The organism is Yersinia frederiksenii ATCC 33641 (assembly GCF_000754805.1).
GTDB lineage: Bacteria > Pseudomonadota > Gammaproteobacteria > Enterobacterales > Enterobacteriaceae > Yersinia > Yersinia frederiksenii.
Genome location: NZ_KN150731.1, coordinates 1,196,142 through 1,221,647, shown reverse-complemented (window position 1 = coordinate 1,221,647; position 25,506 = coordinate 1,196,142). Strand labels below are relative to the sequence as shown.

Sequence of the window (25,506 nt, the reverse complement as noted above, 5' to 3'; positions counted from 1 at the left end):
GCGAATTACGGCCTTGTTGTTGGAATAGATGAAGCTGAGAACCACTGCTGTACATTACTCATCGCAGCATGGGAAGTGTCGAGAATCGGCTGCGGGTAAACCCCCAGCAACACTAACAACACCACTAACAGCAGGATGATGGACAGTTCCCTTGCACTCATGCCCGGCAATGCTTCTTGTGATTTTGGCGCACCGTAATAAGCACGTTGCATCATAATCAGCGAGTAAACCGAAGCAAAAACCAGCCCGAAAGTCGAGATCACGGTAATCACCGGAACCACTTGGAAGCTGCCGAACAGAATCATAAATTCGCCGACGAAGTTACCGGTACCCGGCATCCCCAATGTGGCTACCGCGAAGAACAGCGACAGCGCAGGCAAGTATTTGATTCGACCCCACAGGCCACCCATCTGGCGCATATCACGAGTATGTAGGCGCTCGTAAAGCTGACCACAGATGATGAACATACCGGCAGCAGAAAGGCCGTGAGCAATCATCTGAATAACCGCACCTTGGTAGGCCAATTGGCTGCCGGTATAAATGGCTATCAGCACAAAGCCCATGTGCGATACGCTGGTATAAGCAATCAGGCGTTTGATATCTGTCTGACAGAATGCCATCCAGGCGCCGTAGAAGATGCCGACGACACCCAACCACATGGCGATAGGAGCAAACTCAGCGGAAGCATTCGGGAACAGTGGCAGGCTGAAACGCAGCAAACCATAGGCCGCCGTTTTCAGCAAAATCCCAGCCAAGTCAACAGAACCCGCCGTCGGTGCCTGACTATGTGCATCTGGCAACCAACCGTGCAATGGCACCACTGGCATTTTTACTGCGAAAGCGATAAAGAAGCCCAGCATCAGCAGATATTCGACATTATGGGACATCGGAGTTTTCAACAGGTCTTCGTAGTTGAATGTCCAGATACCGGTGGCGTTGTAGTGCACAAACACCAGCCCCAAAATGGCAATCAGCATGATAAGGCCGCTGGCCTGGGTATAGATGAAGAACTTAGTGGCCGCCGCAATTCGAGTTTTACCGTCTGATGCTTTGTGACCCCACAAAGCAATCAAGAAGTACATCGGCACCAACATCATTTCCCAGAAGAAGAAGAACAGGAACATGTCGATGGCGAGGAACACGCCGATGACCCCACCCAGAATCCACAATAGATTCAGATAGAAGAAACCTTGATTGCGCTGAATTTCACGCCACGAACAGAGGATAGCCAGCACGCCGAGTAAGCCAGTCAGCACCACCATCAGCAGTGACAAACCATCCAAAGCCAGATGGAAAGCAATACCGAACCGTGGGATCCACGGCAAGGTAAATTCTGATTGCCACTGCGGGATACCCGCTGGGTTAACCAGTGAATAGCTGCCCTGCACCCAAAGTTGCAGGGAGAGCACCAATGTCAGCCCCATCGCGAGTAGCGCTATCCAGCGCGGTACTCTAGTACCGAAGCGCTCACACTGCCAAGACAGTAAGCCGCCGATAAAGGGGATAAGAATTAGCCAAGGTAATAGCATGGCGTTTTGTGTCCCTAATTAAACGAAAAGCAACAGAGCCAGTACAACGACTGCACCCAAACCCATAGACGCGACATACCAACGCACCTGTCCATTCTCACTGACGGCCAGACCGCGATTACTCCAGCGCGAAAGTATCGCCGGGGTATTCATCAGTGAGTTCAGCGGATCACGTTGCAACAGTTTCGCAATCCACAGATACGGACGAACAAACACGTTTCGGTACAGCCAGTCGAAGCCCCACGCATGGAACCACCAGACCGTAAAGAAGCGGCCCGGTGCACTTTGCGCGATGCTGTTTACCCACTGACGTTTACCCAGATACAGTGCCGCTGCCAGTGCAATACCGATCACGACCAACACACCAGAGAAGATTTCCAGCGGCATTTTGCCCTCTTCACCGAAGTGAAGCTCTGGCAACACGCCCGCTAGCGGTGGGGTTATCAGCGCGCCAACAAATGTCGACAGCACCAGCAACACCATCAGTGGCAGGCTATGAGTGATCCCTTTGACCGGATGCGCTTTGGTTTTTGGCTCGCCATGGAACACAATGAAAATCATTCGGAAGGTATACAGCGCGGTGAGGAATGCCCCAACCAACCCCGCAACCATCAGATTGATATGGCCACTGGCCAATGCGCCCCACAGAATTTCGTCTTTACTGTAGAAGCCTGCGGTGACGATTGGCAATGCTGCCAGCGCCGCACCACCCACCAGGAAGCAGATATAAACCAATGGGATAGTCTTGCGCAGACCGCCCATTTTGAAAATATTTTGCTCGTGGTGACAGGCCAGAATGACTGAACCGGAAGAGAGGAACAGCAATGCTTTAAAGAAGGCATGGGTCATCAGGTGGAAAATCGCCGCATCCCACGCCTGCACGCCCAGCGCCAGGAACATGTAGCCAATCTGACTCATGGTGGAATAGGCCAAGACCCGTTTGATGTCGGTTTGTACCAAGGCGGCAAAGCCTGCCAATACCAAGGTAACCGCCCCGATAATCCCTACCAGATGCAGAATTTCCGGTGCCATCAGGAACAGACCGTGAGTACGGGCAATCAGATAGACCCCGGCGGTGACCATGGTTGCCGCATGGATAAGTGCAGAAACCGGTGTCGGACCCGCCATCGCATCAGCCAACCAGGTTTGTAACGGCAACTGCGCCGATTTACCGACCGCGCCACCCAACAGCATCAGCGTCGCCCAGGTAATGGCGGTAGAACCCATTTCCAGTTTCTGCGGTGCCAACACCATCAGCTCGCGAATGTTCAGCGTGCCCAGTTCTTGATAAAGGATGAACAAGGCGATGGCCAGGAACACGTCACCCACGCGGGTCACGATAAAGGCTTTCATTGCCGCCGCGCCATTGGCCGGGTTGGTGTAGTAGAAACCAATCAGCAGGTAACTGCACAGACCAACACCTTCCCAACCGAGATACATTAGCATCAGGTTATCCGCCAGCACCAAGACCACCATACTGGCGATAAACAGGTTGGTGTAAGCGAAGAAGCGGGAATAGCCCTCTTCCCCACGCATATACCAAGAGGCATACATGTGGATCAGGAAGCCCACCCCGGTGACCACAGACAACATGGTCAGCGACAGGCCGTCCAGAGTCAGAGTCAACGGAATGTTGAAAGCGCCGACAGACATCCAGTTCCACAGTGTTTGGTTAAACACCTGTACCCCGGTTGCCTTTTGACTGAGGAAATCCACGGCGACATACAGTGTCACCAGCGCCGTCAGACCAATAGAGCCGACCCCGACAGTGGCGGAGGTATTTTCAGACCAACGCCCACGGGAGAATGCCAACAGCAAGAAGCCCAGCAGTGGCAGCAGAATTGTTAAATATAATAGGTTCATCCGCGCATCTCACTGACTGTATCGATATTCAGAGTATGACGGCGACGATACAGCTGTAACAGCAATGCCAGACCAATACTGGCCTCCGCTGCCGCCAGCGTAATCGCCAGGATATACATCACCTGACCGTCAGCCTGACCCCAATAACTGCCCGCCACCACAAAGGCGAGCGCCGCTGCGTTGATCATCACTTCAAGGCTTATCAGCATAAACAGCAAGTTGCGACGAATCAGCAACCCCGTCAGCCCCAGCACAAACAGAATGGCCGCCAGAATCAGACCATGTTGTAGAGGGATCATGCTTGTTCCTCCGTTTTTCTTTTCGCTGAATCGCTGGCGCCCAGCACTTCACCCGGCTTATGTTCACGCCCGATATGGAAGGCAACCACCAGACCTGCCAGCAGCAGCATTGAAGCCAGTTCAACTGCCAGCACATAAGGGCCGAACAAGCTAATACCGACGGCTTTGGCATCCACCATTTCACCGCTGATACCTGAATCGGTGACTGAGCTAATGGCATAAATCAGTACCGACAACAGCACCAATGCCAGTAAGCCGGGACCAATCCACAAGCTTGGTTTCAGCCAGTCGCGCTCTTGTTGTTCAACATTGCCAAGGTTCAGCATCATCACTACGAACACGAACAGCACCATAATGGCACCAGCGTATACGATGATTTCCAACGCACCGGCAAAGTAAGCCCCCAGCGAGAAGAACACGGCCGAAATAGCCAGCAAAGAGATAATCAGGTACAGCAGCGCATGTACCGGGTTGGTATGAGTGATAACGCGAATAGTCGCCACCACTGCCACCAATGCTGCAATATAAAATGCAAATTCCATGGAAGCTGGCTCCTAAGGCATCAGACCTTTAACGTCGATCGGTTTGGCTTCATTTTCGGCTTCGCCTTTCTGCTTGCCGTCAATCGCCATACCGGACATCCGGTAGAAGTTATATTCCGGATACTTACCCGGCCCCGAGATCAACAAATCTTCTTTCTCATACACCAGATCCTGGCGTTTGAATTCACCCATTTCAAAATCCGGTGTGAGCTGGATAGCCGTTGTCGGGCAGGCTTCTTCACACAGACCACAGAAAATGCAGCGCGAGAAGTTGATACGGAAGAACTCCGGATACCAGCGGCCATCTTTATGCTCGGCTTTCTGCAATGAGATACAGCCAACCGGGCAAGCAACGGCACATAAGTTACAGGCAACACAGCGCTCTTCACCGTCAGGATCGCGCGTCAGCACTATCCGGCCACGGTAGCGCGGCGGCAGGTAAACCGGTTCTTCCGGATACATTTGGGTTTCACGCTTGTGGAAGGCATGTGAGCCAATCATCCACAGGCTGCGCACTTGGGTGCCGAAACCAACCACTAACTCTTTCAACGTCATGGTTCATTCACCCCTTATTGAGCGTTGTACAAAATGACCGCGGCAGTCGCCAGCAGATTCAGCAGGGTCAACGGCAGGCAAACTTTCCAGCCGAATGACATCACTTGGTCATAACGTGGGCGCGGCAAGGATGCACGGATCAGAATGAACATCACCATGAAGAAAGCCGTTTTCAGCGCAAACCAGATAAATGGCGGCAAGAACGGACCTTGCCAACCACCGAAGAACAAGGTGACTATCAGTGCAGAGACGGTCACGATACCGATGTATTCACCGACGAAGAACAAACCGAATTTCATACCGGAATATTCAATGTGGTAACCATCGGCCAGTTCTTGTTCAGCTTCTGGCTGGTCAAAGGGATGACGGTGACAGACTGCAACACCCGCAATGGCAAAGGTCACGAAACCAAAGAATTGCGGGATGACATTCCAGACGTGCTCTTGAGAGTTAACAATATCCTGCATGTTGAACGAGCCTGCCTGCGCGACAACGCCCATCAGCGACAAGCCGAGGAACACTTCGTAGCTCAGGGTTTGTGCAGATGCCCGCATCGCCCCTAACAGAGAGTATTTGTTATTACTGGACCAACCGGCGAATAGCACCGCGTACACCGCCAGCCCCGCCATCATCAGGAAGAACAAAATACCGATATTGAGGTCTGCAACCGCCCAGGTCGGGCTGACCGGGACGATGGCAAAAGAGAGCAGCAGTGAGGTAAAGGCGATGACCGGTGCCAGAGTAAAAATAGCCCGATCAGAGAAGCGCGGTACCCAGTCCTCTTTGAAAAACATTTTGATCATGTCAGCAACCAGCTGCAATGATCCACCCCAACCGACACGGTTTGGCCCGTAACGGTTTTGGAACAGACCCAGCAGGCGGCGCTCGCCAAAGCTCATAAAGGCGCCGCAAGTCACTACCACCAACAGAATCACTACCGCTTTCAGGACAGAGATTAAAATCTCAATCAATTCAGGGGTAAACCAGCTCATAGTACTGCCTCCCGCAGATTCTCAACACGTGCACCCACCATAATCGGTGGAATGCCCGGTAAGCCAAGCGGCAAGCCGACCTGACCCTGAGCCAAGGTTTCACTCAAACGGACTGGCAGGCGCAACGTTTGCCCCGCGCAATTGAACTCCACCAGCGTACCGAGGTTAACCCCGAGCGTGGCGGCATCAGCCGGGTTGACCATCACGTAAGGTGAAGGCATCCGTTGCTGAATTACATCTGAGCGCTGAGACATCTCTTCACTACCAAACAGATGATAGTAAGGCGCTATCTGCCAGCTTTCCGTGTTAGCGGTAAAGGCTGCGGGTACCGAATCAAAGTAACCGAGAGTTCCCTCCCCTGCTTCAATCAGACGAACACCCGGATCACCGAAGCGCAAATTGCCACCCACTTCTGCCTGGAATTTGTTCCATGCTTGCGGTGAGTTCCAGCCTGGTGCCCAAGCAAATGGAATCTGCTGACGATCAGCCAGTGGGCTGTTGTTCCCTTCCATTGAGAAGGCAAACGGCGTGTCGATATCTTGCGGCTGACGTGGTTCATGCACACTAATATCTGCGCGCATGGCTGTACGGCCACTGTAACGAATCGGTGAACGTGCCAGTTTCTGACCACGAATACGGAATGTCGCATCTGGCGCGGCTTCAACAATACCTTCTAACTGTGGCAATGCAGCCACACAAGCTTGAATCACGTGATCAAGCTGAGTCCAGTCTACGTGGCGGCTGGTATAAGTTGAGTGCAGGGAATGCAACCAACGCCAACTCTCCAGCATAATGCTGCGGCTTTCCGGTTTTTTCGGATCATCGTAGTAAGTTGGGTCATACACTTGGAAGAAACGCTGAGCACGGCCTTCCTGATTGACCAATGTACCGTCGCTTTCAGCGAAACTGGCAGCAGACAGAATCAAATCTGCTTTATCCATAATCGCCGTGCGCTGGTGATCGACCACGATCAGATTGGCGGTTTTCTCCAAGGCAGCATCAACTTTGTCTTTTGCGGCATGGCGATACAGGTCGTTTTCCATCACGATAACGCTGTCCGCATCACCTTGGGTCAACAACTCCAGAGCTTGATCCAGTGAGCCGCCGCCGATCATTGACAGGCCCATACTGTTGGCCGCGCTGGCAACAAAGGTGATACCGACGTCAGAGCCACGGCCTTTCAACGCTTTTGCCACGTTGGCGGCCGCTTCAATGATGGCATCACTGCCCGCACTGCTGCCGCTAATAATCAGTGGTTTTTTCGCACCGGCCAAAGCCTGTACAATGATATCCACTTTGCCTTTCAGCTTGCTGTCAAGGTCAGAGACTGCCGGGGCCGACTCATCCAATGCGTGAGCAATGGCGAAACCTAAACGGGCTTGATCATCAACCGGAGCACGGTAATTCCATGCCGCGATATCATCCATGCGGGTGTTATCAACGTTAGTGATAAACAGCGGATGCTTGGCATGTTGACCAATATTCATAATGGCGGCAATTTGCCAGTCAGCCACTTTTTGTGCGGCGGCCATTTCGCGGGCTTTGCCTTTCACCGCCTGACGGACTGACAGCGCGATACGTGCGCCAGTCTGAGTCAAATCTTCACCCAGAATCAGCACGGCGTCGTAGCTTTCGATTTCACGTAATGCTGGCGTGTAAATACCGCCTTCACGCAGTACTTTCAGCATCAGTTGCAGGCGTTGTTGCTCACCTGCAGCGATACCGGTATAGAAGTTTTCAGCACCAACCAGTTCACGCAACGCAAAGTTGCTTTCCAGGCTGGCACGCGGTGAACCGATACCAATGGTTTTCTTCGCCTGACGCAGAATATCTGCCGCACCTTGCATCGCTTGTTCAGCGTTCAGATGGATCCAGTCGTTACCACGCAGTTGCTGTGGTTGACGTGGACGATCTTTGCGGTTGACGTAGCCATAACCAAAGCGGCCACGGTCACACATAAAGTAGTGGTTTACCGTGCCGTTGTAGCGGTTTTCGATACGGCGCAATTCACCATAACGTTCGCCTGGACTGGTATTACAACCCACACTGCACTGCTGGCAAATACTTGGCGCGAACTGCATATCCCATTTACGGTTATAACGCTCGGAATGGGTTTTGTCGGTGAATACCCCAGTCGGGCACACTTCTACCAGGTTACCGGAGAATTCGCTTTCCAGCGTGCCGCTCTCAGTACGTCCAAAGTAGACGTTATCGTGCGCACCGTAGACACCAAAGTCAGTGCCATCCGCGTAATCTTTGTAGTAACGCACACAGCGGTAACAGGCGATACAGCGGTTCATTTCATGGGAGATGAACGGGCCGAGGTCCTGATTTTGGTGAGTCCGTTTACTGAAGCGATAGCGGCGGAAACTGTGACCGGTCATCACTGTCATATCTTGCAGATGACAGTTACCCCCCTCTTCACAGACCGGGCAATCGTGTGGGTGGTTAGTCATCAACCATTCAACCACACTCTCACGGAACGCTTTGGCTTCGCCGTCATCAATGGATATAAAGGTTCCATCGGTGGCCGGGGTCATACAGGACATCACCAAACGCCCACGAGTGTCGTCCGCGTTTTGGTATTGCTTTACCGCACATTGGCGGCAAGCGCCGACGCTTCCCAGCGCCGGATGCCAGCAAAAATAAGGAATATCGAGTCCCAGGGAGAGACAAGCCTGTAACAGGTTGTCGGCCCCATTTACGTCGTATTCTTTGCCGTCTACATGAATCGTAGCCATATGCATGCTTCCAAGTGACCTGAAATAACCATCATTCTTTGCGTTGCTGCGGCGTTGGCTGCCTTCGTTCACCCCGGTCATTTAGTTCACTAAACTCCCGGCGCTTCTCTCCGTTGCCGCCTTGCTGCCACGCAAATTATTTGGTTATTTTCAAGCATTAATTATAAAAACTTTCTTACCTGGTTCACTGAGCCGCTACATTTAACGCATCTCATTGTGAACCAAGGTATTACCAGCGCTGCTTCAGCAAGTTATTCGGTTGAATACCGGCTATGGCTCGGGTGTTGCCATAGTCCTTAGCTGCGATCCCGGCTTCGAATTCTTCCCGGAAATATTTGATCGCACTTTGTAGGGGTTCAACCGCGCCCGGCGCGTGAGCACAGAAAGTTTTGCCCGGCCCCAAGAAGCGGCACAGTTGCTCCAGCGTCTCGATGTCGCCCGGCTGACCTTCGCCGCGCTCCAGTGCACGCAGGATCTTCACGCTCCATGGCAAACCATCGCGGCAAGGCGTACACCAGCCACAAGATTCACGGGCAAAAAACTCTTCCAGATTACGCACCAGCGTAACCATACCAATTTCATGGTCAACCGCCATGGCCAGTGCAGTCCCTAAACGGCTGCCTGCTTTTGCAATATTCTCAAAGTCCATCGGCAAATCCAGATGGTCGGCAGTCAGGAAGTCAGTACCTGCCCCACCCGGCTGCCAAGCTTTGAATTTCAAGCCATCACGCATACCACCGGCATAATCTTCCAGAATTTCACGGGCAGTGATACCAAACGGCAGTTCCCACAGGCCTGGATTTTTCACCCGGCCAGAGAAGCCCATTAACTTGGTACCAGCATCGTTACTTTTACCGGCCGTGATCCCCTGGTACCACTCCACACCATGCTCAAGAATGGCCGGAACGTTACACAGCGTCTCAACGTTATTCACGCAAGTCGGTTTACCCCAAACACCAGAAGATGCTGGGAAAGGTGGCTTGGAGCGCGGGTTGGCACGGCGGCCTTCCAGCGAGTTAATCAATGCCGTTTCTTCACCGCAGATATAACGACCAGCACCGGTATGCACAATCAGCTCAAAATCAAAGCCGCTGCCCATGATATTCTTACCCAGCAAACCGGCTTCGGTAGCCTCGGCAATCGCACGGCGCAAGTTAGCGGCAGCTTCAATATATTCGCCACGCAGGAAGATATAGCCCCGGTAGGCTTTCAGCGCGAAGGCACTGATGAGCATCCCTTCCACCAGCAAATGAGGCAACTGCTCCATCAGCAAGCGGTCTTTATAGGTGCCCGGTTCCATCTCATCGGCATTACACAGCAGATACCGGATATTCATGCTTTCGTCTTTTGGCATCAGACTCCACTTCAACCCCGTGGAGAAGCCAGCACCGCCACGCCCTTTCAGGCCGGCGTCTTTGACCAAGCTAACAACATCAGGTGGTGCCATGCCTTTTAAAGCTTTTTCCGCGCCCAAATAGCCGGTTTTGCTACGATATTCATCCAACCACACCGGCTGTTTGTCATCACGCAGACGCCAGGTCAGCGGGTGCATTTCCGGGGTGCGGACGATCTCTTTGGTAAAACCTGAAGTTGTTGTCATGGATATTGCTCCAGTAACTTCTCAATATCTTCAGGTTTCAGATGGCTGTGAGTATCGTCGTCGATCATCATGGTCGGGCCACGATCACAGTTACCCAAGCAGCAGGTTGGCAGCAATGTAAAACGGCCATCAAAAGTCGTCTGACCCGGCTCAATACTGAGTTTTTTCGAAATTGCGGCCTGGATCCCCTGATAACCGGTGATGTGGCACACCACACTGTCACAGTAACGGATCACATGACGCCCAACAGGTTGGCGGAAAATCTGGCTGTAGAATGTCGCCACACCTTCAACATCACTGGCCGGGATACCCAGCACATCAGCAATGGCATAAATCGCGCCATCCGGTACCCAACCCCGTTTCTTCTGCACGATTTTCAGTGCTTCGATTGACGCAGCGCGGGCATCTTCGTAATGGTGCTTTTCATGTTCGATAGCATCACGTTCTTCAGCACTCAATTCGAAAACGTCGGTCGTGGTCGCCGGTTCAGCCGCATTGACTGCCAGGTTCGCCACATCTTGGCTTTCGTTACTTACCTGAGTCTCTTTTTGATCACTCATAATTAGCGGTCCACATCAGACATTACAAAATCGATACTGCCCAGATAGACGATCAAGTCAGATACCAGGCTGCCACGGATAACCGATGGGATCTGCTGCAAATGGGCATAACTTGGGGTACGTATCCGGGTGCGATAGCTCATGGTACTGGCGTCACTGGTCAGATAGTAGCTGTTGATCCCTTTGGTTGCTTCAACCATCTGGAATGATTCGTTAGCTGGCATCACTGGGCCCCATGAAACTTGCAGGAAGTGAGTAATCAGCGTTTCGATATGTTGAAGCGTACGTTCTTTCGGTGGCGGTGTCGTCAGTGGATGGTCAGCCTTGAATGGCCCTTCTGGCATGTTTTTATAACATTGCTCCAGAATGCGCAGGCTTTGACGCAACTCTTCCACTTTCAGCATCACGCGATCATAACAGTCGCCGTTGTTACCGATTGGTACTTCGAAGTCAAAGTTTTCATAACCGGAATAAGGGCGCCATTTACGCACGTCAAACTCAACGCCTGTAGCACGCAGGCCAGCACCGGTCACACCCCACTCCAAGGCTTCTTTGGCGTTATAGGCAGCCACACCGATCGAGCGTCCTTTCAGGATACTGTTCTGTAACGCCGCTTTGACGTAGGAATCCAGACGTTTTGGCATCCAGTCAAGGAAATCGCGCAGCAGTCGCTCCCAGCCACGTGGCAAGTCATGCGCCACACCACCAATACGGAACCAGGCCGGGTGCATACGGAAACCAGTGATAGCCTCAACCAAGTCGTACACTTTCTGCCGGTCGGTAAAGGCGAAGAACACCGGTGTCATGGCACCCACGTCTTGGATGAAAGTACTGATGTACAACAAGTGGCTGTTGATACGGAACAGCTCAGACAGCATCACACGAATGGTTTTAACGCGATCCGGCACCTCAATACCGGCCAGTTTTTCAACTGCCAGCACATAAGGCATTTCATTCACGCAGCCACCGAGGTACTCGATACGGTCGGTATAAGGAATGTAGCTATGCCAAGACTGGCGTTCGCCCATCTTCTCCGCGCCACGATGGTGGTAACCCACATCTGGCACGCAGTCGACAATCTCTTCACCATCAAGCTGCAACACGATACGGAACGCACCGTGTGAAGAGGGGTGGTTCGGGCCGAGGTTCAAGAACATGAAATCCTCGTTTTCGGTCCCGCGCTTCATGCCCCAATCTTCTGGTTTGAAGGTCAGTGATTCCATTTCCAGATCTTCTTTCTGCTTGGTCAGCACAAAGGGATCGAACTCGGTAGCCCGCGCTGGGTAATCTTTACGCAGCGGGTGACCTTCCCAACTCTGCGGCATCATAATGCGCGTCAGATGTGGGTGACCATCGAAGGTGATACCGAACATTTCCCAAGTTTCACGTTCATACCAGTTGGCATTAGGGAAAATCTTGGTGGCTGTGGACACATGCATGTCTTTTTCAGACAGTGCCACTTTCAGCATAATGTCACGGTTGCGTTCGATGGAGAGCAGATGATAGAAAACAGAAAAATCCGCATCAGGCAGGCCCTGGCGGTGAGTTCGAAGACGTTCATCTACACCATGCAGGTCAAACAGCATGACATACGGCTTCGGTTGTTTTCTCAGGAACGACATTACTTCCAGTAATTGTTCACGCTTAACCCATACCACGGGCATACCGGTACGGGTGGCCTGAACAACAAAGGCCTCTGGCCCAAAACGGTTCGACAGTTCAGCAATCACCGGATCATCGAGATGATCCCGGGTCTGCCATGCAGGCTGGGTGCTGTCGGACGTCGTTAAATCGGTCATTATTTATTCACCACACTGTTTTTTCACCACACTGAATGTGTCATTTTGTGGTCATTTGCCGCACACATGTTCTGGAAGAAAAACGGTTCTATCCAAAAACAAATCACTTACGCACCGAGGCCTTAGCCGCTATTTTTACAAAAATAGCAAACTTAGATCTCGTCAGGGGTACGCAGGTTAGTTACTGCAATTCGTTCAGCATGCTTACGTTCTCTTTCTGGTTGCATGTTGGCACGGTAAACACCTTGATCGCCAACAACCCAAGAGAGAGGACGGCGCTCTTTACCGATAGATTCCTGAAGCAGTAGCAGTGCTTGCATATAAGCTTCTGGGCGCGGTGGGCAACCAGGAATATACACGTCTACTGGCAGGAATTTATCCACGCCTTGTACTACGGAATAAATATCGTACATACCGCCAGAGTTGGCGCAGGCCCCCATGGAAATAACCCATTTAGGTTCCAGCATTTGTTCATACAAACGCTGAATAACCGGAGCCATTTTGGTAAAGCAGGTACCGGCTACCACCATGAAATCGGCCTGACGTGGCGAAGCACGCAATACTTCTGCACCAAAGCGTGCCACGTCATGTACGGCGGTGAACGAGGTCACCATCTCCACATAACAGCAGGAAAGGCCGAAGTTATACGGCCAAAGAGAGTTCTTACGCCCCCAGTTCACCATGTCATGCATGGCGTTCTCAAGTTTACCCATGTAAACACTACGGTGGACATGTTGCTCGAGAGGATCGCCGCTGACGGTTTCCTGAGTTTGCAGGGGGTAACGGTCATTCTCACCGTTAGGGTCTATGCGGGTGAGCGTATAGTCCATGTTAATGCCTCGCTATATTATTGGCGATTATCTTGTGCTTGCGGATGACTGCTGGCGTATTTGACTATGCTCGGTTTACTCACGCGGCGATTAGAACGCACAGGAGTCCAATCCAGAGCGCCGATGCGCACCAGATAAACCAAACCAGCCAAGAGCACCAAAATGAAAATGGTTGCTTCGATAAAGCCTACCCAGCCACTCTCACGGATAGAGATTGACCACGCATACAGGTACAGGGCTTCAACATCGAAAATAACGAAGAACATGGCGACCAGATAGAACTTAGCCGACAGGCGCATGCGCGCGGAGCCTACTGAGTCAATACCAGACTCATAGGGGACGTTTTTGGCACGGGCCCGAGCTCTCCCGCCCAGAAAGAACGCACCTAGCAGCATCAAACCGCACAGCCCGATAGCGCCGATCAGGAATACAGCGAACGCCCAATGATGAGCGATAACTTCAGTGGTTGTTGACATACTCATTGCTTACTCATCAAAAGTGGCGTCGGACATCCTGCTCTTATGTTGGCAGTTAGTGCACCACATCGATTCAAAGGGAAGGATAAAAACCACACAAAACACACTGTCTTTACAACTGTTTAGCCAGCGTTTTACTGTGGGCTTTTTACTCCTTTCAGTAACCTTTTGTCAACTTTGACAAAAGTAACTACAGATTAATTTACAAACGCACGATCTTACTTAACATTTGGTGCGACTTGATAAGCTAAATCGAGTCAGTAATTTGTTAAGTCAGAACATACACATATAAACCAACATGAATAGTTCTGTTTAACTATACCATTGTCTCAGGAATAACCGGTTCTTCCACTCACTAGCTAGGGGTATTTTTTTGATCCAGAACACGTTTTGAGTGTTATTTCATAAATATTCGGCATGAAAAGTTGTTATTAAATACTCAAAAAAAATGAAACGTTGTTTTATTAAAAAATAAATCGCTGATTATAAAAGCAGATATTAACCATTGTGTTATCAGGCTTATTAGTCACCATCAGATACCGATAAACGACGATAAGTAAAATAAAACGACACTTTTCAGCTGAAATTAAACTGAAGTGGAAAAAAATAATATTTAGACAAAAAAAGCCCCTTAAATAAGGGGCTTATGATGATTACTTAAAGTAAATGCTTAACTTTGATCATCGATTAAATAATCAGAATCCAGCATTAAATCCGATCCAGACTGTGGGCCATGTTGATGACCCGTCTGCATAGCATCGAAGATGGCTAATGCCAGTTCGTTGCCACACTGACTGTCTTTGCATAGTGAGTAATTTGTTTCAGGCAGGCGAGGTAGCCCTTCTGTGTCACCCAATACGCGTAAATCAGGACTCATCATCTCTATTGGTCTGGCGGTAACCCCCAGCCCTGCCCTCACTGCCGCTCGAATGGCAGAAAGCGAAGAAGCTACATAGGCGATACGCCACGCTATGCCCGCTCTAGTTAGATGCTCTATTGCCATATCACGGAATGGACTTGGCTCATCCATCACCACTAGAGGTACTGATTCACCGGGCTGGAACTGATAGTCGGCGGAACAATACCAAAGCGTGGGTGATGTTCTTAAGATCACATGAGGATGAGTTTCTATCTTAGCCGTGGTAATAGCCAGATCGACTTCGCCTTGGCTCAGCATGTCAGCGATGAGTGGGCTACGTTTCACCCGCACATCGATTGCCAGCCGAGGATACAGTGTTGCCACTCGGTTTAACAAGAAAGGCAGCAACGTATCGGCAGTATCATCAGATGCGCCGATAATAAGTGACCCTTCTATATTACTGTACATAAGTGACGTACAGGCTTCATCGTTGAAACGCAAAATCTTTCTGGCATAGCCAAGTAACTGGAGACCATGTTCAGTGAGTAATTTGTTACGCCCATGACGGGCAAATAACTCCTTACCAACCAACTGTTCTAACCGTTGCATTTGTTGGCTAACTGCTGACTGAGTTCGACAAACCGCTGCCGCAGCAGAGGCAAAAGTATTCAAGTCAGCAACAGCTACAAAGGTTCTAAGCAGATCGAGGTCGAGATTAATTATCGGACGATTTGCATTTGTCATAGTGTATTCTTCACTTTTTTGAATTCTAATTACAAACTACCCTGGTGTTTAAGTATTAGCGCCATCAATAAGGAACAACGCTAAGTATGACAGTACCCCACTCATTAGAGTAGGGCAAAAAATTTACTTATATTTCGTTACCGCTATCTCTTTTTAAAAGAAACTATTGGTATAACCCTGTATCTGTATATGAGTTCGGTCATAAAAATCGCTAAATCTTCGATAAATGAAGATTTTTTCCTTTAGCAACTCTGATTTTTTGAGCTGCTTATATGAAAGTTCAACTCCATTTTAATTAAATTATCGGGGCTAACCAGTTAGGAACTATTAAAAATTATCAATATATCTTTCTGTGGTTTTTGTATTGAATTGAGTAAATTCAACTATTAAGATCTAGTGACTGGCGAGATCATGCAAGAATAACATTAATCATTCTTAATAGTTTTCCTATTTACAATTCCTTTTCTTTTCCACACTTTTAAATATGTATGATGATATAAACTGTTGAATTGAGATCTTTATAACAGTCGTGCTACATATACAGAGGCTAATACTGTTTTACTGCCAGGCCTTGGTGTAAACGAAAATGGACCATATCGCGGCGAAAAAACTTTTTTTGTTAACGGTTGTGTATCTCAAGATGGGTCAGGATAAAACTTCAGACAAACTCATCAATCAGGCATAACCGAGCAAGTTAAACAGCAAAAAGCCCTGTGCAAGGTCCCACCTTTTTTACTCAACAGACATTTGCACTAAAGATATGCATATAACTTCAAAAATCGGCGGCGGCGGAGTACATTGGACATCTTGCAGTGTTCCACGCTGAGGACACGCTTTTACCAGTAAAAGGCTCAATTTTTTATGTCCCCTATTGAGAAATCCAGCAAACTGGACAACGTCTGTTATGACATTCGTGGCCCAGTGCTAAAAGAAGCTAAGCGTCTTGAAGAAGAAGGTAACAAGGTCCTGAAACTGAACATTGGCAACCCTGCCCCGTTTGGTTTCGATGCACCGGATGAAATTCTGGTGGATGTGATCCGTAATTTGCCGACTGCACAGGGCTATTGCGACTCCAAAGGCCTGTTTTCGGCGCGCAAAGCCATTATGCAGCACTATCAGGCACGTGAGATGCGCGACCTGACGGTAGAGGATATCTACATTGGGAATGGCGTTTCTGAGTTGATTGTCCAATCCATGCAAGCATTGCTCAATCTTGGCGATGAAATGCTGGTGCCAGCTCCTGATTACCCGTTATGGACGGCGGCAGTGTCGCTTTCAAGCGGTAAAGCTGTGCATTATATGTGTGATGAAGAGTCAGGCTGGTTCCCTGATTTGGATGATATCCGCAGTAAAATCACCCCACGAACTCGCGGCATAGTGATTATCAACCCAAACAACCCGACGGGTGCGGTATACAGCAAAGAACTGTTGCTGGAGATTGTCGAAATTGCCCGCCAGAATGACCTGATTATTTTCGCCGATGAAATCTACGATAAGATTTTATATGACGACGCTCAGCATCATTCGATTGCCGCTCTGGCACCTGATTTGCTAACGGTGACCTTCAATGGTTTGTCCAAAACTTATCGCGTTGCGGGTTTCCGTCAAGGCTGGATGGTTCTAAATGGGCCGAAGAAACACGCCAAAGGTTATATTGAAGGCTTGGAAATGCTGGCATCCATGCGTTTATGTGCCAACGTGCCAATGCAGCATGCGATTCAAACCGCGCTGGGTGGCTATCAGAGCATCAGTGAGTTTATCCAGCCCGGCGGGCGTTTATACGAGCAGCGTGATCGAGCTTGGGAGCTAATCAACCAGATCCCCGGTGTTTCCTGCGTAAAACCTCAAGGCGCGCTGTATATGTTCCCGCGCATTGATGCCAAGCGATTTAACCTGCACGACGATCAGAAGTTAGTCCTGGATCTGCTGCTGCAAGAAAAAGTGTTGTTGGTGCAAGGCAGTGCCTTTAACTGGCCATATCCGGACCATGTGCGGATTGTGACGTTACCCCGAGTAGATGAGTTAGAGATGGCGGTGCGTAAATTAGGGCGGTTCCTCGAAACATATCACCAATAAAATGAAACAGGGCTTGTTTAACAAGCCCTGTTTTTTCATACCGCGATTATCCTGTACAGCCGAGTATCTCCCTTTCGTGACGATCCACTAAAACCTTAATATTATCATCCAGGCTAACTGCTCGCGCCGAGCGTTGTTTTGCTTTCAATTTATTACATCGCTGCTTTTGCTCCGCTGCAATGTGTCGGGCGCAAAACTCCTCACCGAACGGTTCCACATTCCCACCTTCACAAATTTTAATTTGAGCTGGCGCGGCGGTGCTGAATAATAAAAGGGATACAGAAATAAACAATAATTTCATCTGACCATCCTTAGTTTTTTAATATAAACAAATCATGTAGTTATTCGATACCCAGTCAGCTGGACAAAAAAACAATAATTATTTCGCTTATCATATTCAATAGAGTTAATGCTAAATAATTTATATTATAATTAATAAGATAGATGAGAATAATAAAGATGAAATACCAAGGGGGAATGAGGATTTAATAAGAGGATGAGATATTGTAAGGATGTTTAATTAACTCATTGTCTCATCGAGAGAATCGATTTGGTGTTATCCTTGTGGGCTGAGGGTTGTTGCCCTCATTTACATGGTTCTGATATTAAAAAGAGAGAAAATTATGAGTCATTTCTTCGCTCACCTATCCCGCCTGAAACTCATCAACCGCTGGCCGCTGATGCGTAATGTCCGCACTGAGAATGTTTCTGAGCACAGTCTGCAGGTTGCATTTGTTGCTCATGCGCTGGCTATTATTAAGAACCGTAAATTTAATGGCAATCTTAACGCCGACCGTGTAGCACTGCTGGCGATGTATCATGATGCCAGTGAAGTCATAACCGGCGACTTGCCCACGCCTATCAAGTACTACAATCCTCAAATTGCTCATGAATATAAGAAGATAGAGAAAGTCGCACAGCAAAAGCTGATTGAAATGTTACCCAAAGAGTTGCAGCACGATTTTCGCTGCCTGCTGGATGAGCATTATTACAGTGAAGAGGAAAAGGCACTGGTTAAACAGGCTGATGCCCTTTGCGCTTATCTAAAATGTCTGGAAGAGTTATCTGCAGGCAATAATGAATTTATTCAAGCCAAGGCGCGATTGGAGAAAACCCTCGCCATGCGCCAAAGCCCAGAAATGGATTACTTTATGGCAGTATTTGTTCCCAGCTTCAGTTTGTCTCTGGATGAAATCAGCCTCGACTCACTGGATTGAACGACATAAAAGCTTCTCTCAGACCAGGCGAGTATCCAAAGTTATTGCTGCTGCAAATAGGCAACCAGTGAATAAATCCCGATGAACTGGCCCATGCCAGTGATTCGGGTGAATGAATGCAGGCAACACCCTTGTAGGGCCAAAACCAACTGTCATTAACCAACGTCATTGGCACTACAAGTAGGCGGCCAGTGAAAGAGTCCCGATGAGCTTACTCAAGTCAGTGATTCGGGTGAATGAATGCAGCCAACACCCTGGTAGGGCCAAGGACAAAGGTTAAAATGGGAATAGTAACGGCACCACCATCACACTCACAATCATGACCAGGAAAGTAAACGGCACGCCCATACGGACAAAATCACCAAATTTATAACCCCCTGGGCCTAACACCAAGGTATTGACTGGAGATGATACTGGCGTCATAAAAGCCGCCGATGCCGCAATACCAATAATCATCGCGAAGGGATAGGGGGAAACCGACATTTCACGGGCTGCAGCAATCGCAATCGGCGCCATCAAGACCGCCGTGGCCGTATTAGAAATAAACAGCCCAATAGTGGCGCACAACACAAATAAGCACAGCAACATCACCCGAGGCCCCATCCCACCGGCAACATCCATTAGCCCGCGGACGATTAAATCGACCCCTCCAGTTTTCTGTAATGCTTGTGCAAAGGGCATCATCCCGATGATCAGAATCAAGCTTGGCCAATGGATTGAGCGATAAGCACTTTCCATATCAATACAACGGAACTGCCCCATCAACAAACAAGCCACCAACGCCGCAATCACATTCGGGACTTCGTCAGTCAACATCATTGCCACCATCAGCGCCAAACAGAACAAGGCGTGAGGCGCTTGGGAGATAGCCGGAGCCACCTCGTCAACTTCAGCGGGTAGATTCAGCACGATAAAATCGCGTGTTTTTTGCTGCAATTGGCGGATCAATTTCCAGTCGCCAATCACCAATAAGATATCGCCAAACTGCAATTTTTCATCGACTATTTTACCTTCCAACGCCTTACCATTGCGGCGAATACCCACCACATTCAGGCCATAGCGGGTGCGGAAAGTGACTTCACGTAAGCTTTTTCCCAACAAGGCAGAATCTGGAATCAGAGAAACTTCGGCCATCCCGACGTTGCGCGCCTGCTCAGAGAAATATTCACCGCGCAGCACCATCGGTTCTAACATTTGCTCGGTGCAGAATTCGCGTAAATCCATGTCACAATCAGACATATCGATCAGCAATACATCATTCTCATGCAATTCAGAGGAACCGGTCGCACTCACCATCACCCGCCTAAAACGCTTCCAGCGTTCAATCCCCACGACATTCGCACCATAGCGGACACGCAGATGCAGTTCATCAAGGGAACGACCAATTAGCGGTGAATCATGGCGGATGGCCAAACGACGAGCACGGCCAGTCAATTTGTAATCGCGGATAAGATCACGAAAAGTACGGCGTTTCCACTGCTGCTCTTTCTCTGAGTTTTCCTGTTTGCCTCCCAGCCAGCGCCGGGCTACCAACATATAGCCAACCCCCATCAGCAAGATAATAAGGCCGATTGGCGTGACACCGAAGAAACCAAAGCCCTTCATACCTTCGCGCAATAATTCACTGTTCACCACCATGTTTGGCGGGGTCGCAACCAGTGTCATCATGCCGCTGATAAGCCCGGCAAAGCTCAGGGGCATCATCAAACGCCCTGGTGAGATTTTCATCCGACTGGCCACACTCAGTACCACCGGGATAAAAATCGCTACCACGCCGGTAGAGCTCATAAAGGCCCCCAATCCTGCTACGGTCACCATCAGAAGCGCCAGCATTTTGGTTTCACTGTGACCGGCGACTTTTACCAGCCAATCCCCGACCTGATAGGCCACGCCGGTTCTCACTAACCCTTCGCCAATCACAAACAGTGCCGCAATCAAAATCACATTGGGGTCACTAAATCCGCTGGTGGCCTCACCTAATGACAGCGTACCACTCATCACAAAGGCAATAATCACCAACAATGCCACGACATCCATCCGCAGTTTATTGGTGGTAAACAGCACAATAGCTATTAGAAGTAGCGTCAACACCCACAATAGTTCGCTGTTCAAAATGGCCTCGTTGGCAAAAAAGTGAAAAGGAATATCCAGCTATGGTAGTAAAACATCAAATTAAGTCTATACCGCTGCTTGAGATCAATAATGACTGCCAATTTATGCGCTTACCATCCCACGACAGCATTAATTGCATTTTTTTCTGAAAAAAAAATTCGTCAATATGTGATGAAGCATTCGTTAGTTAAAAAAACGGGCTCAAATAGTTGGATCTTCACCCGTATTTAACCCTCTGACTATACTGGTAATAGTGAAGAGCAGGCAGTCATTAAAATTATCTGGACTGGAGTACGGTACTGAATGAGCAATATCACGGATTATCCAATTGTCCTTTTTCTGCTGTCATTGGCCCTGCTGTATAGCTCAGCTTATGTGGGGCAAGCTTTTTTCCGACGTGGACAAGACCTGGATGACAACATTCGTGAGAACTTCGCCGTGATTCAAGGGGCGACACTGACCTTACTCGGCCTGATTATTGGATTTAGTTTTTCAATGGCCATCAATCGCTATGATCTACGTAAAAATTACGAAGAGGCTGAAGCCAATGCTATTGGCACTGAATATCTGCGTGCCGATTATCTGCCAGCAGCATCTAGTTCCGCCACCAAAACGCTGTTAATCCACTATCTTGATCAACGAATCCTTTTTTATACCACCCGCAATGAAAACCGCCTGACAGAGATTAATAACCGGACCAATCAACTGGAAAATGCACTTTGGGTCGTGCTACAAGAACCAGTAAATCAACACCCTGACCCGGTAAGGGCGTTGGTCGTTGTCGGAATGAATGATGTATTAAACTCTGCGAGTTACACACAAGCGGCGTGGTGGAATAGAATCCCGCATGCAGCTTGGTTATTGATGATGATTATTGCAGTTTGCAGTTGTACTTTGGTGGGTTATGGTTCGAAACAGGGCAAAAATGGCAAGATTATGACACTGATATTGCCGTTGGTGATTTCATTCTCTTTTATGCTCATCGCCGATATTGATAGCCCACGTGGTGGGATTATTCGAGTCGGACCGCAAAACTTGCATAGTCTGGAGGATAGTTTTCACCCTCTGCCCGCATCATCCATCCAGGGTCAACCCTGAGCCGTCAGCCTCACATAATTAAAGAGCGCCATCAGGCGCCCTCATTCAATATGTCCAAATAATTAGCCAATAACACGAACAACCGCACCATTTGCGGTGGCTTCAACCGCTATTTGCTCAAGTGAACTGAGCACTAAATCTACTTGGTCCAGTTTTGGTGTATCAGCGGGTGCGTTCACAGCAATCACTTGGCAACCGGCAGCCAGCCCGGACAAAATCCCAGCCGGAGCATCTTCCACCACGATGCAATCAGCCGGTGCCAGCCCTAAACGCTCAGCTCCGAGCAAGTAAGCATCCGGCTCAGGTTTGCCATGTTTCACCTGCTCCGCAGTCACGAACACTTTAGGTTTCGCTAAATGACCCGCCGCACGACGAGCTGAAGCCACAGGAACAGACCCTGACGTGACGATGGCCCACGGAATAGATAGGCTATTAAGCCGCTCCAGCAGCGATACCGCCCCCGGTAACGCCGTCACACCATCGGTGTCGTTGGCTTCAATGTGTTCCAGTGCCAGAAACTCCGCCTGAAGCTCCGCTTCACTTGCGCCAGGCATAAAATGACGAAGAGAGGTAATTGCTTGTTTGCCATGGATAAATTCGAGTACTTCCGATGGATCAATGCCGCGACCTTGCGCCCAGCCAATCCACGCTCGTTCAACAGCAGGTAATGAATCAACCAGAGTCCCGTCCAAATCAAAAAGAAAACCTTTACACTCCACAAGCACATCCTCATCAATAAACCAATATATTCAATAACCTAATCAGCACATTAGGCATTAATAATTTGCGAAATCTCTACGGCACTTAAGTGATATTGGCGCGGGCATGATTGCCAGATGGCCAGCATACGTTGGTATTTGTCCCACATTGGCGTTTGGGAGTTAAAACCATGTGTTCCAGAGTCAAAATGGGTATAACGCCCTTCAGTATTCACCATAAAGCGTACATAACTCAGGTAACGGGATTCAGTGGCAGCATCAAAACCGAGGAACGCAATACGGCGTTCATCCAGGTCTTGCTTGTCTTTAAGATTCCCGCAGGAGACTTGCAGAGCGTGATGCATCTCCATGATATTAATGATGGTCCGGCAAGTCTCTTCGCTCATCTCACCAAAGTCGCGGTCCAGCTCGCGCATCTGCAAACCAAAGCCACGTTCGACAATCGTCTGCTGGCGACGATAGCGCTCAGCGTTTTCCGGATCCAGCATGGTCATCATTTTGTACTGATTCGACAAAATCAGTCGTTGGGCGTTGGTCATATCCATCACTAAACTCCTAAAACATAAATAATGAGGAAATCATCGCATACAGAGTTGGGTCATACTTTGATTTGACAGGGGATTTTGCGCTGCTGTTAATCGATGCATAAGAAACCCCGGCAGCATACCAAGCCCCGGTATCTGTTCTTCGGCAACGCCACTGTAGGCATCAAAAAGAGCAGCAGCCCTCAACAAGGGCTACAAGTCATCAAGAAACGTTTTATCCAACTGTTTAAAGGCGCGTTTTAGCAAATCGGCAAGTGACTGGTAAGTTGGCGTCTGCTCAATCGGTGCAACCGCCTGCCCCGCTTCTGCCAACTTGTTACGCACCTCGTGGAACCATTGTAATAATGTTGGCGGTAACGGCGTAATTGCGCGTTTACCCAACCACCATAACCCTTGCAGCGGCAAGCCGCAGGCAAACAGGGCAGTGGCAATCGCAGGACCTAATTGGCCCCCCAGCGCTATCTGCCAGGTCAACGTGAAAATGGCCAGCGGAGGCATAAAGCGGATACCAAAACGAGTGGCGGTTGACACACGATTCTCCGGAAACACCGGAGCCAGGCGTTTGTCAGCAGGCCAGGTCTTCATATAGTGCTGACCACGCTGGAGTACCTGAAACCAGCTTACGGTATCAGAAGGTTTTGTTGTCATGGCTCACCTCAACTTCACAAGCAAAAATTAAAATTTTTTTTGTAATTCACAAACTAAAAATTAGTCTGTTAAATATATTTTGTTTTTAGCCGACGCTATCGGTATCCTAGTCCGGCCTTTAGGCCGCTAGAAGATGACGCTAAATATGTCAACTTTTCGCAGCATTTAAATCAATTTTGTTAAATCGCACAGGTTTTTACCACCAGGCATTAACGTTTTATCAGCGATTTTTTCATCATCATGCCTTTTTTGCTGACGCATGATGTTAATCATTAATGTCGACGCCAATATGCGCTACGCTTTTGGACAGATTGACGTTTTATTAACCACGTGTTTTTCGCTGTTTTGTACTCCCGATGCACTACTGTATCGTTCATGCAAAAAAACAGATGTTGAACACGACTATAAATAGGTACTTCCATGTCGAGTAAGCTAGTACTGGTTCTTAACTGCGGTAGCTCTTCCCTGAAATTCGCAATCATCGACGCAACCAACGGTGAAGAACATCTCTCTGGTTTAGCCGAATGCTTCCACCTGCCAGAGGCTCGCCTCAAATGGAAAATGGATGGCGGTAAACACGAAGCCGCATTGGGTGCTGGTGCAGCACACAGCGAAGCACTACATTACATCGTTAATACTATTCTGGCACAAAAACCAGAGCTTTCCGCTCAACTGACCGCGATCGGTCACCGCATTGTTCATGGCGGCGAGAAATTCACTGCATCAGCTATCGTTACCGACGAAGTTATTCAGGGTATCAAAGATTCCATCCCGTTTGCACCACTGCATAACCCTGCTCACCTGATCGGTATCGCTGAAGCATTGAAATCCTTCCCAAATCTGGCTGATAAAAATGTCGCAGTCTTTGATACTGCCTTCCACCAGACCATGCCGGAAGAGTCTTATCTCTACGCCCTGCCGTACAGCTTATACAAAGATCACGGTATCCGTCGCTATGGCGCACACGGTACCAGCCACTTCTATGTGAGCCAGGAAGCCGCTAAAATTCTGAACAAGCCACTGGAAGAACTGAACGTAATCACTTGCCACTTGGGCAATGGTGGCTCAGTCACTGCAGTGCGTAACGGTAAATGTGTTGATACTTCTATGGGCCTGACGCCACTGGAAGGTCTGGTCATGGGTACCCGTAGTGGTGATATTGACCCTGCAATCATTTTCCACCTGCATGATTCAATGGGGATGAGCGTTGATCAAATCAACAAGTTGCTGACCAAAGAATCTGGCTTGTTGGGCTTGACTGAAGTGACCAGTGACTGCCGTTATGTTGAAGATAATTATGAAACCAAAGCAGATGCACGCCGCGCTATGGATGTGTTCTGTCACCGCCTGGCTAAATATATCGGTGCCTACGCTGCATTGATGGATGGTCGTTTGGATGCAGTCGTCTTCACTGGCGGTATCGGTGAGAATGCCGCTATGGTGCGTGAACTGACGTTAAACAAACTGGCTCTGCTGGGCTTTGAAATTGACCACGAACGCAATATGGCAGCTCGCTTCGGCAAGTCTGGCACCATCACCAAAGATAGCAGCCGTCTAGCTCTGGTTATCCCGACCAACGAAGAGCTGGTCATCGCGCAAGACGCCTCTCGTCTGACTGCGTAAGTATTCTCAACACCGCAGCCCTCTGGCTGCGGTGCTACTTTTGACTAACGAGCAACCGTTAAAAGAGGTTTAGCCGTGT

General features: G+C 49.2%; 22 protein-coding genes. 4 read left to right on the top strand and 18 right to left on the bottom strand.

All coding sequences use genetic code 11. The features are described from left to right. Positions 1-5 precede the first annotated feature (5 nt). The 13 genes from nuoM to rovM form a co-directional block, all read right to left on the bottom strand. The gene (gene nuoM / locus DJ58_RS16205; RefSeq protein ID WP_004708767.1) at positions 6-1,529 is read right to left on the bottom strand and encodes an NADH-quinone oxidoreductase subunit M; all 1,524 of its coding nucleotides are present in this window, start codon (positions 1,527-1,529) and stop codon (positions 6-8) included. 18 nt (positions 1,530-1,547) lie between these two features. Continuing rightward, the gene (nuoL, locus tag DJ58_RS16210; protein ID WP_032910961.1) at positions 1,548-3,392 is read right to left on the bottom strand and encodes an NADH-quinone oxidoreductase subunit L; all 1,845 of its coding nucleotides are present in this window, start codon (positions 3,390-3,392) and stop codon (positions 1,548-1,550) included. Further along, positions 3,389-3,691, bottom strand: coding sequence for an NADH-quinone oxidoreductase subunit NuoK (nuoK, locus tag DJ58_RS16215; RefSeq protein WP_032815102.1), 303 nt, complete (start codon positions 3,689-3,691; stop codon positions 3,389-3,391). The genes nuoL and nuoK overlap by 4 nt, the downstream gene beginning before the upstream one ends. After that, positions 3,688-4,233 carry an NADH-quinone oxidoreductase subunit J gene (gene nuoJ, locus DJ58_RS16220; protein ID WP_004708772.1) on the bottom strand — a complete coding sequence of 182 codons (546 nt, stop codon included), beginning with the start codon at positions 4,231-4,233 and terminating at the stop codon, positions 3,688-3,690. The genes nuoK and nuoJ overlap by 4 nt, the downstream gene beginning before the upstream one ends. Positions 4,234-4,245: 12 nt before the next feature. Next, positions 4,246-4,788, bottom strand: coding sequence for an NADH-quinone oxidoreductase subunit NuoI (gene nuoI, locus DJ58_RS16225; RefSeq protein ID WP_004708775.1), 543 nt, complete (start codon positions 4,786-4,788; stop codon positions 4,246-4,248). 14 nt (positions 4,789-4,802) lie between these two features. Beyond that, on the bottom strand, positions 4,803-5,780 hold the full coding sequence (gene nuoH / locus DJ58_RS16230; protein WP_005159221.1) for an NADH-quinone oxidoreductase subunit NuoH: 978 nt from the start codon (positions 5,778-5,780) through the stop codon (positions 4,803-4,805). Continuing rightward, a complete protein-coding gene (gene nuoG, locus DJ58_RS16235) occupies positions 5,777-8,521 on the bottom strand; it encodes an NADH-quinone oxidoreductase subunit NuoG (protein ID WP_032911005.1) in 2,745 nt (914 codons plus the stop codon). The genes nuoH and nuoG overlap by 4 nt, the downstream gene beginning before the upstream one ends. Positions 8,522-8,750: 229 nt before the next feature. Further along, positions 8,751-10,121, bottom strand: a complete 1,371-nt coding sequence (gene nuoF, locus DJ58_RS16240) for an NADH-quinone oxidoreductase subunit NuoF (protein ID WP_032910963.1) — start codon at positions 10,119-10,121, stop codon at positions 8,751-8,753. Next, on the bottom strand, positions 10,118-10,681 hold the full coding sequence (gene nuoE / locus DJ58_RS16245) for an NADH-quinone oxidoreductase subunit NuoE (protein WP_004708782.1): 564 nt from the start codon (positions 10,679-10,681) through the stop codon (positions 10,118-10,120). The genes nuoF and nuoE overlap by 4 nt, the downstream gene beginning before the upstream one ends. A 2-nt stretch (positions 10,682-10,683) precedes the next feature. Next, positions 10,684-12,480: an NADH-quinone oxidoreductase subunit C/D gene (gene nuoC, locus DJ58_RS16250; protein ID WP_004708784.1), complete on the bottom strand. Its 1,797-nt coding sequence runs from the start codon at positions 12,478-12,480 to the stop codon at positions 10,684-10,686. A 152-nt stretch (positions 12,481-12,632) separates the two neighbouring features. Further along, positions 12,633-13,310 (bottom strand): NuoB/complex I 20 kDa subunit family protein, encoded by a 678-nt coding sequence (locus tag DJ58_RS16255; protein ID WP_002210278.1) that lies wholly within the window; start codon positions 13,308-13,310, stop codon positions 12,633-12,635. Positions 13,311-13,327: 17 nt separating this feature from the next. Continuing rightward, entirely contained in the window at positions 13,328-13,792 is a 465-nt protein-coding gene (gene nuoA / locus DJ58_RS16260; protein WP_032910965.1) for an NADH-quinone oxidoreductase subunit NuoA, read from the bottom strand. 664 nt (positions 13,793-14,456) lie between these two features. Further along, positions 14,457-15,389 (bottom strand): virulence transcriptional regulator RovM, encoded by a 933-nt coding sequence (rovM, locus tag DJ58_RS16265; protein ID WP_032910966.1) that lies wholly within the window; start codon positions 15,387-15,389, stop codon positions 14,457-14,459. Positions 15,390-16,250: 861 nt separating this feature from the next. Here rovM and DJ58_RS16270 point away from each other — a divergent pair. Continuing rightward, positions 16,251-17,465, top strand: coding sequence for a pyridoxal phosphate-dependent aminotransferase (locus DJ58_RS16270; protein ID WP_004708791.1), 1,215 nt, complete (start codon positions 16,251-16,253; stop codon positions 17,463-17,465). Between the two features lie 46 nt (positions 17,466-17,511). Here the strand turns inward: DJ58_RS16270 and DJ58_RS16275 are convergent, their stop codons facing one another. Then, positions 17,512-17,766, bottom strand: a complete 255-nt coding sequence (locus tag DJ58_RS16275; protein WP_032910968.1) for a hypothetical protein — start codon at positions 17,764-17,766, stop codon at positions 17,512-17,514. A gap of 322 nt (positions 17,767-18,088) precedes the next feature. Between DJ58_RS16275 and yfbR the strand changes: the two genes are divergently transcribed. Further along, positions 18,089-18,682 carry a 5'-deoxynucleotidase gene (gene yfbR, locus DJ58_RS16280; protein ID WP_032910970.1) on the top strand — a complete coding sequence of 198 codons (594 nt, stop codon included), beginning with the start codon at positions 18,089-18,091 and terminating at the stop codon, positions 18,680-18,682. 276 nt (positions 18,683-18,958) lie between these two features. On the opposite strand, the gene DJ58_RS16285 is transcribed toward yfbR, so the two are convergent. After that, a complete protein-coding gene (locus tag DJ58_RS16285) occupies positions 18,959-20,794 on the bottom strand; it encodes an SLC13 family permease (RefSeq protein WP_032910971.1) in 1,836 nt (611 codons plus the stop codon). A 303-nt stretch (positions 20,795-21,097) separates the two neighbouring features. Here DJ58_RS16285 and DJ58_RS16290 point away from each other — a divergent pair, with 303 nt between their 5' ends. After that, entirely contained in the window at positions 21,098-21,892 is a 795-nt protein-coding gene (locus DJ58_RS16290; protein WP_004708801.1) for a bestrophin-like domain, read from the top strand. Between the two features lie 62 nt (positions 21,893-21,954). Here the strand turns inward: DJ58_RS16290 and DJ58_RS16295 are convergent, their stop codons facing one another. The 3 genes from DJ58_RS16295 to yfbV form a co-directional block, all read right to left on the bottom strand. Then, on the bottom strand, positions 21,955-22,611 hold the full coding sequence (locus DJ58_RS16295) for a sugar phosphatase (RefSeq protein ID WP_004708803.1): 657 nt from the start codon (positions 22,609-22,611) through the stop codon (positions 21,955-21,957). A 50-nt stretch (positions 22,612-22,661) separates the two neighbouring features. Then, entirely contained in the window at positions 22,662-23,156 is a 495-nt protein-coding gene (locus DJ58_RS16300) for a YfbU family protein (protein ID WP_004708806.1), read from the bottom strand. 192 nt (positions 23,157-23,348) lie between these two features. Then, positions 23,349-23,804: a terminus macrodomain insulation protein YfbV gene (gene yfbV / locus DJ58_RS16305; protein ID WP_004708807.1), complete on the bottom strand. Its 456-nt coding sequence runs from the start codon at positions 23,802-23,804 to the stop codon at positions 23,349-23,351. Positions 23,805-24,224: 420 nt separating this feature from the next. Here yfbV and ackA point away from each other — a divergent pair, with 420 nt between their 5' ends. Beyond that, positions 24,225-25,427 (top strand): acetate kinase, encoded by a 1,203-nt coding sequence (ackA, locus tag DJ58_RS16310; RefSeq protein ID WP_004708812.1) that lies wholly within the window; start codon positions 24,225-24,227, stop codon positions 25,425-25,427. Positions 25,428-25,506 lie beyond the last annotated feature (79 nt).

What these genes read in the sequence shown, in the direction of transcription:
- nuoM (WP_004708767.1), bottom strand. Translation starts at nt 1,529, where the DNA reads ATGCTATTACCTTGGCTAATTCTTATCCCCTTTATCGGCGGCTTACTG.
- nuoL (WP_032910961.1), bottom strand. Translation starts at nt 3,392, where the DNA reads ATGAACCTATTATATTTAACAATTCTGCTGCCACTGCTGGGCTTCTTG.
- nuoK (WP_032815102.1), bottom strand. Translation starts at nt 3,691, where the DNA reads ATGATCCCTCTACAACATGGTCTGATTCTGGCGGCCATTCTGTTTGTG.
- nuoJ (WP_004708772.1), bottom strand. Translation starts at nt 4,233, where the DNA reads ATGGAATTTGCATTTTATATTGCAGCATTGGTGGCAGTGGTGGCGACT.
- nuoI (WP_004708775.1), bottom strand. Translation starts at nt 4,788, where the DNA reads ATGACGTTGAAAGAGTTAGTGGTTGGTTTCGGCACCCAAGTGCGCAGC.
- nuoH (WP_005159221.1), bottom strand. Translation starts at nt 5,780, where the DNA reads ATGAGCTGGTTTACCCCTGAATTGATTGAGATTTTAATCTCTGTCCTG.
- nuoG (WP_032911005.1), bottom strand. Translation starts at nt 8,521, where the DNA reads ATGGCTACGATTCATGTAGACGGCAAAGAATACGACGTAAATGGGGCC.
- nuoF (WP_032910963.1), bottom strand. Translation starts at nt 10,121, where the DNA reads ATGACAACAACTTCAGGTTTTACCAAAGAGATCGTCCGCACCCCGGAA.
- nuoE (WP_004708782.1), bottom strand. Translation starts at nt 10,681, where the DNA reads ATGAGTGATCAAAAAGAGACTCAGGTAAGTAACGAAAGCCAAGATGTG.
- nuoC (WP_004708784.1), bottom strand. Translation starts at nt 12,480, where the DNA reads ATGACCGATTTAACGACGTCCGACAGCACCCAGCCTGCATGGCAGACC.
- DJ58_RS16255 (WP_002210278.1), bottom strand. Translation starts at nt 13,310, where the DNA reads ATGGACTATACGCTCACCCGCATAGACCCTAACGGTGAGAATGACCGT.
- nuoA (WP_032910965.1), bottom strand. Translation starts at nt 13,792, where the DNA reads ATGAGTATGTCAACAACCACTGAAGTTATCGCTCATCATTGGGCGTTC.
- rovM (WP_032910966.1), bottom strand. Translation starts at nt 15,389, where the DNA reads ATGACAAATGCAAATCGTCCGATAATTAATCTCGACCTCGATCTGCTT.
- DJ58_RS16270 (WP_004708791.1), top strand. Translation starts at nt 16,251, where the DNA reads ATGTCCCCTATTGAGAAATCCAGCAAACTGGACAACGTCTGTTATGAC.
- DJ58_RS16275 (WP_032910968.1), bottom strand. Translation starts at nt 17,766, where the DNA reads ATGAAATTATTGTTTATTTCTGTATCCCTTTTATTATTCAGCACCGCC.
- yfbR (WP_032910970.1), top strand. Translation starts at nt 18,089, where the DNA reads ATGAGTCATTTCTTCGCTCACCTATCCCGCCTGAAACTCATCAACCGC.
- DJ58_RS16290 (WP_004708801.1), top strand. Translation starts at nt 21,098, where the DNA reads ATGAGCAATATCACGGATTATCCAATTGTCCTTTTTCTGCTGTCATTG.
- DJ58_RS16300 (WP_004708806.1), bottom strand. Translation starts at nt 23,156, where the DNA reads ATGGATATGACCAACGCCCAACGACTGATTTTGTCGAATCAGTACAAA.
- yfbV (WP_004708807.1), bottom strand. Translation starts at nt 23,804, where the DNA reads ATGACAACAAAACCTTCTGATACCGTAAGCTGGTTTCAGGTACTCCAG.
- ackA (WP_004708812.1), top strand. Translation starts at nt 24,225, where the DNA reads ATGTCGAGTAAGCTAGTACTGGTTCTTAACTGCGGTAGCTCTTCCCTG.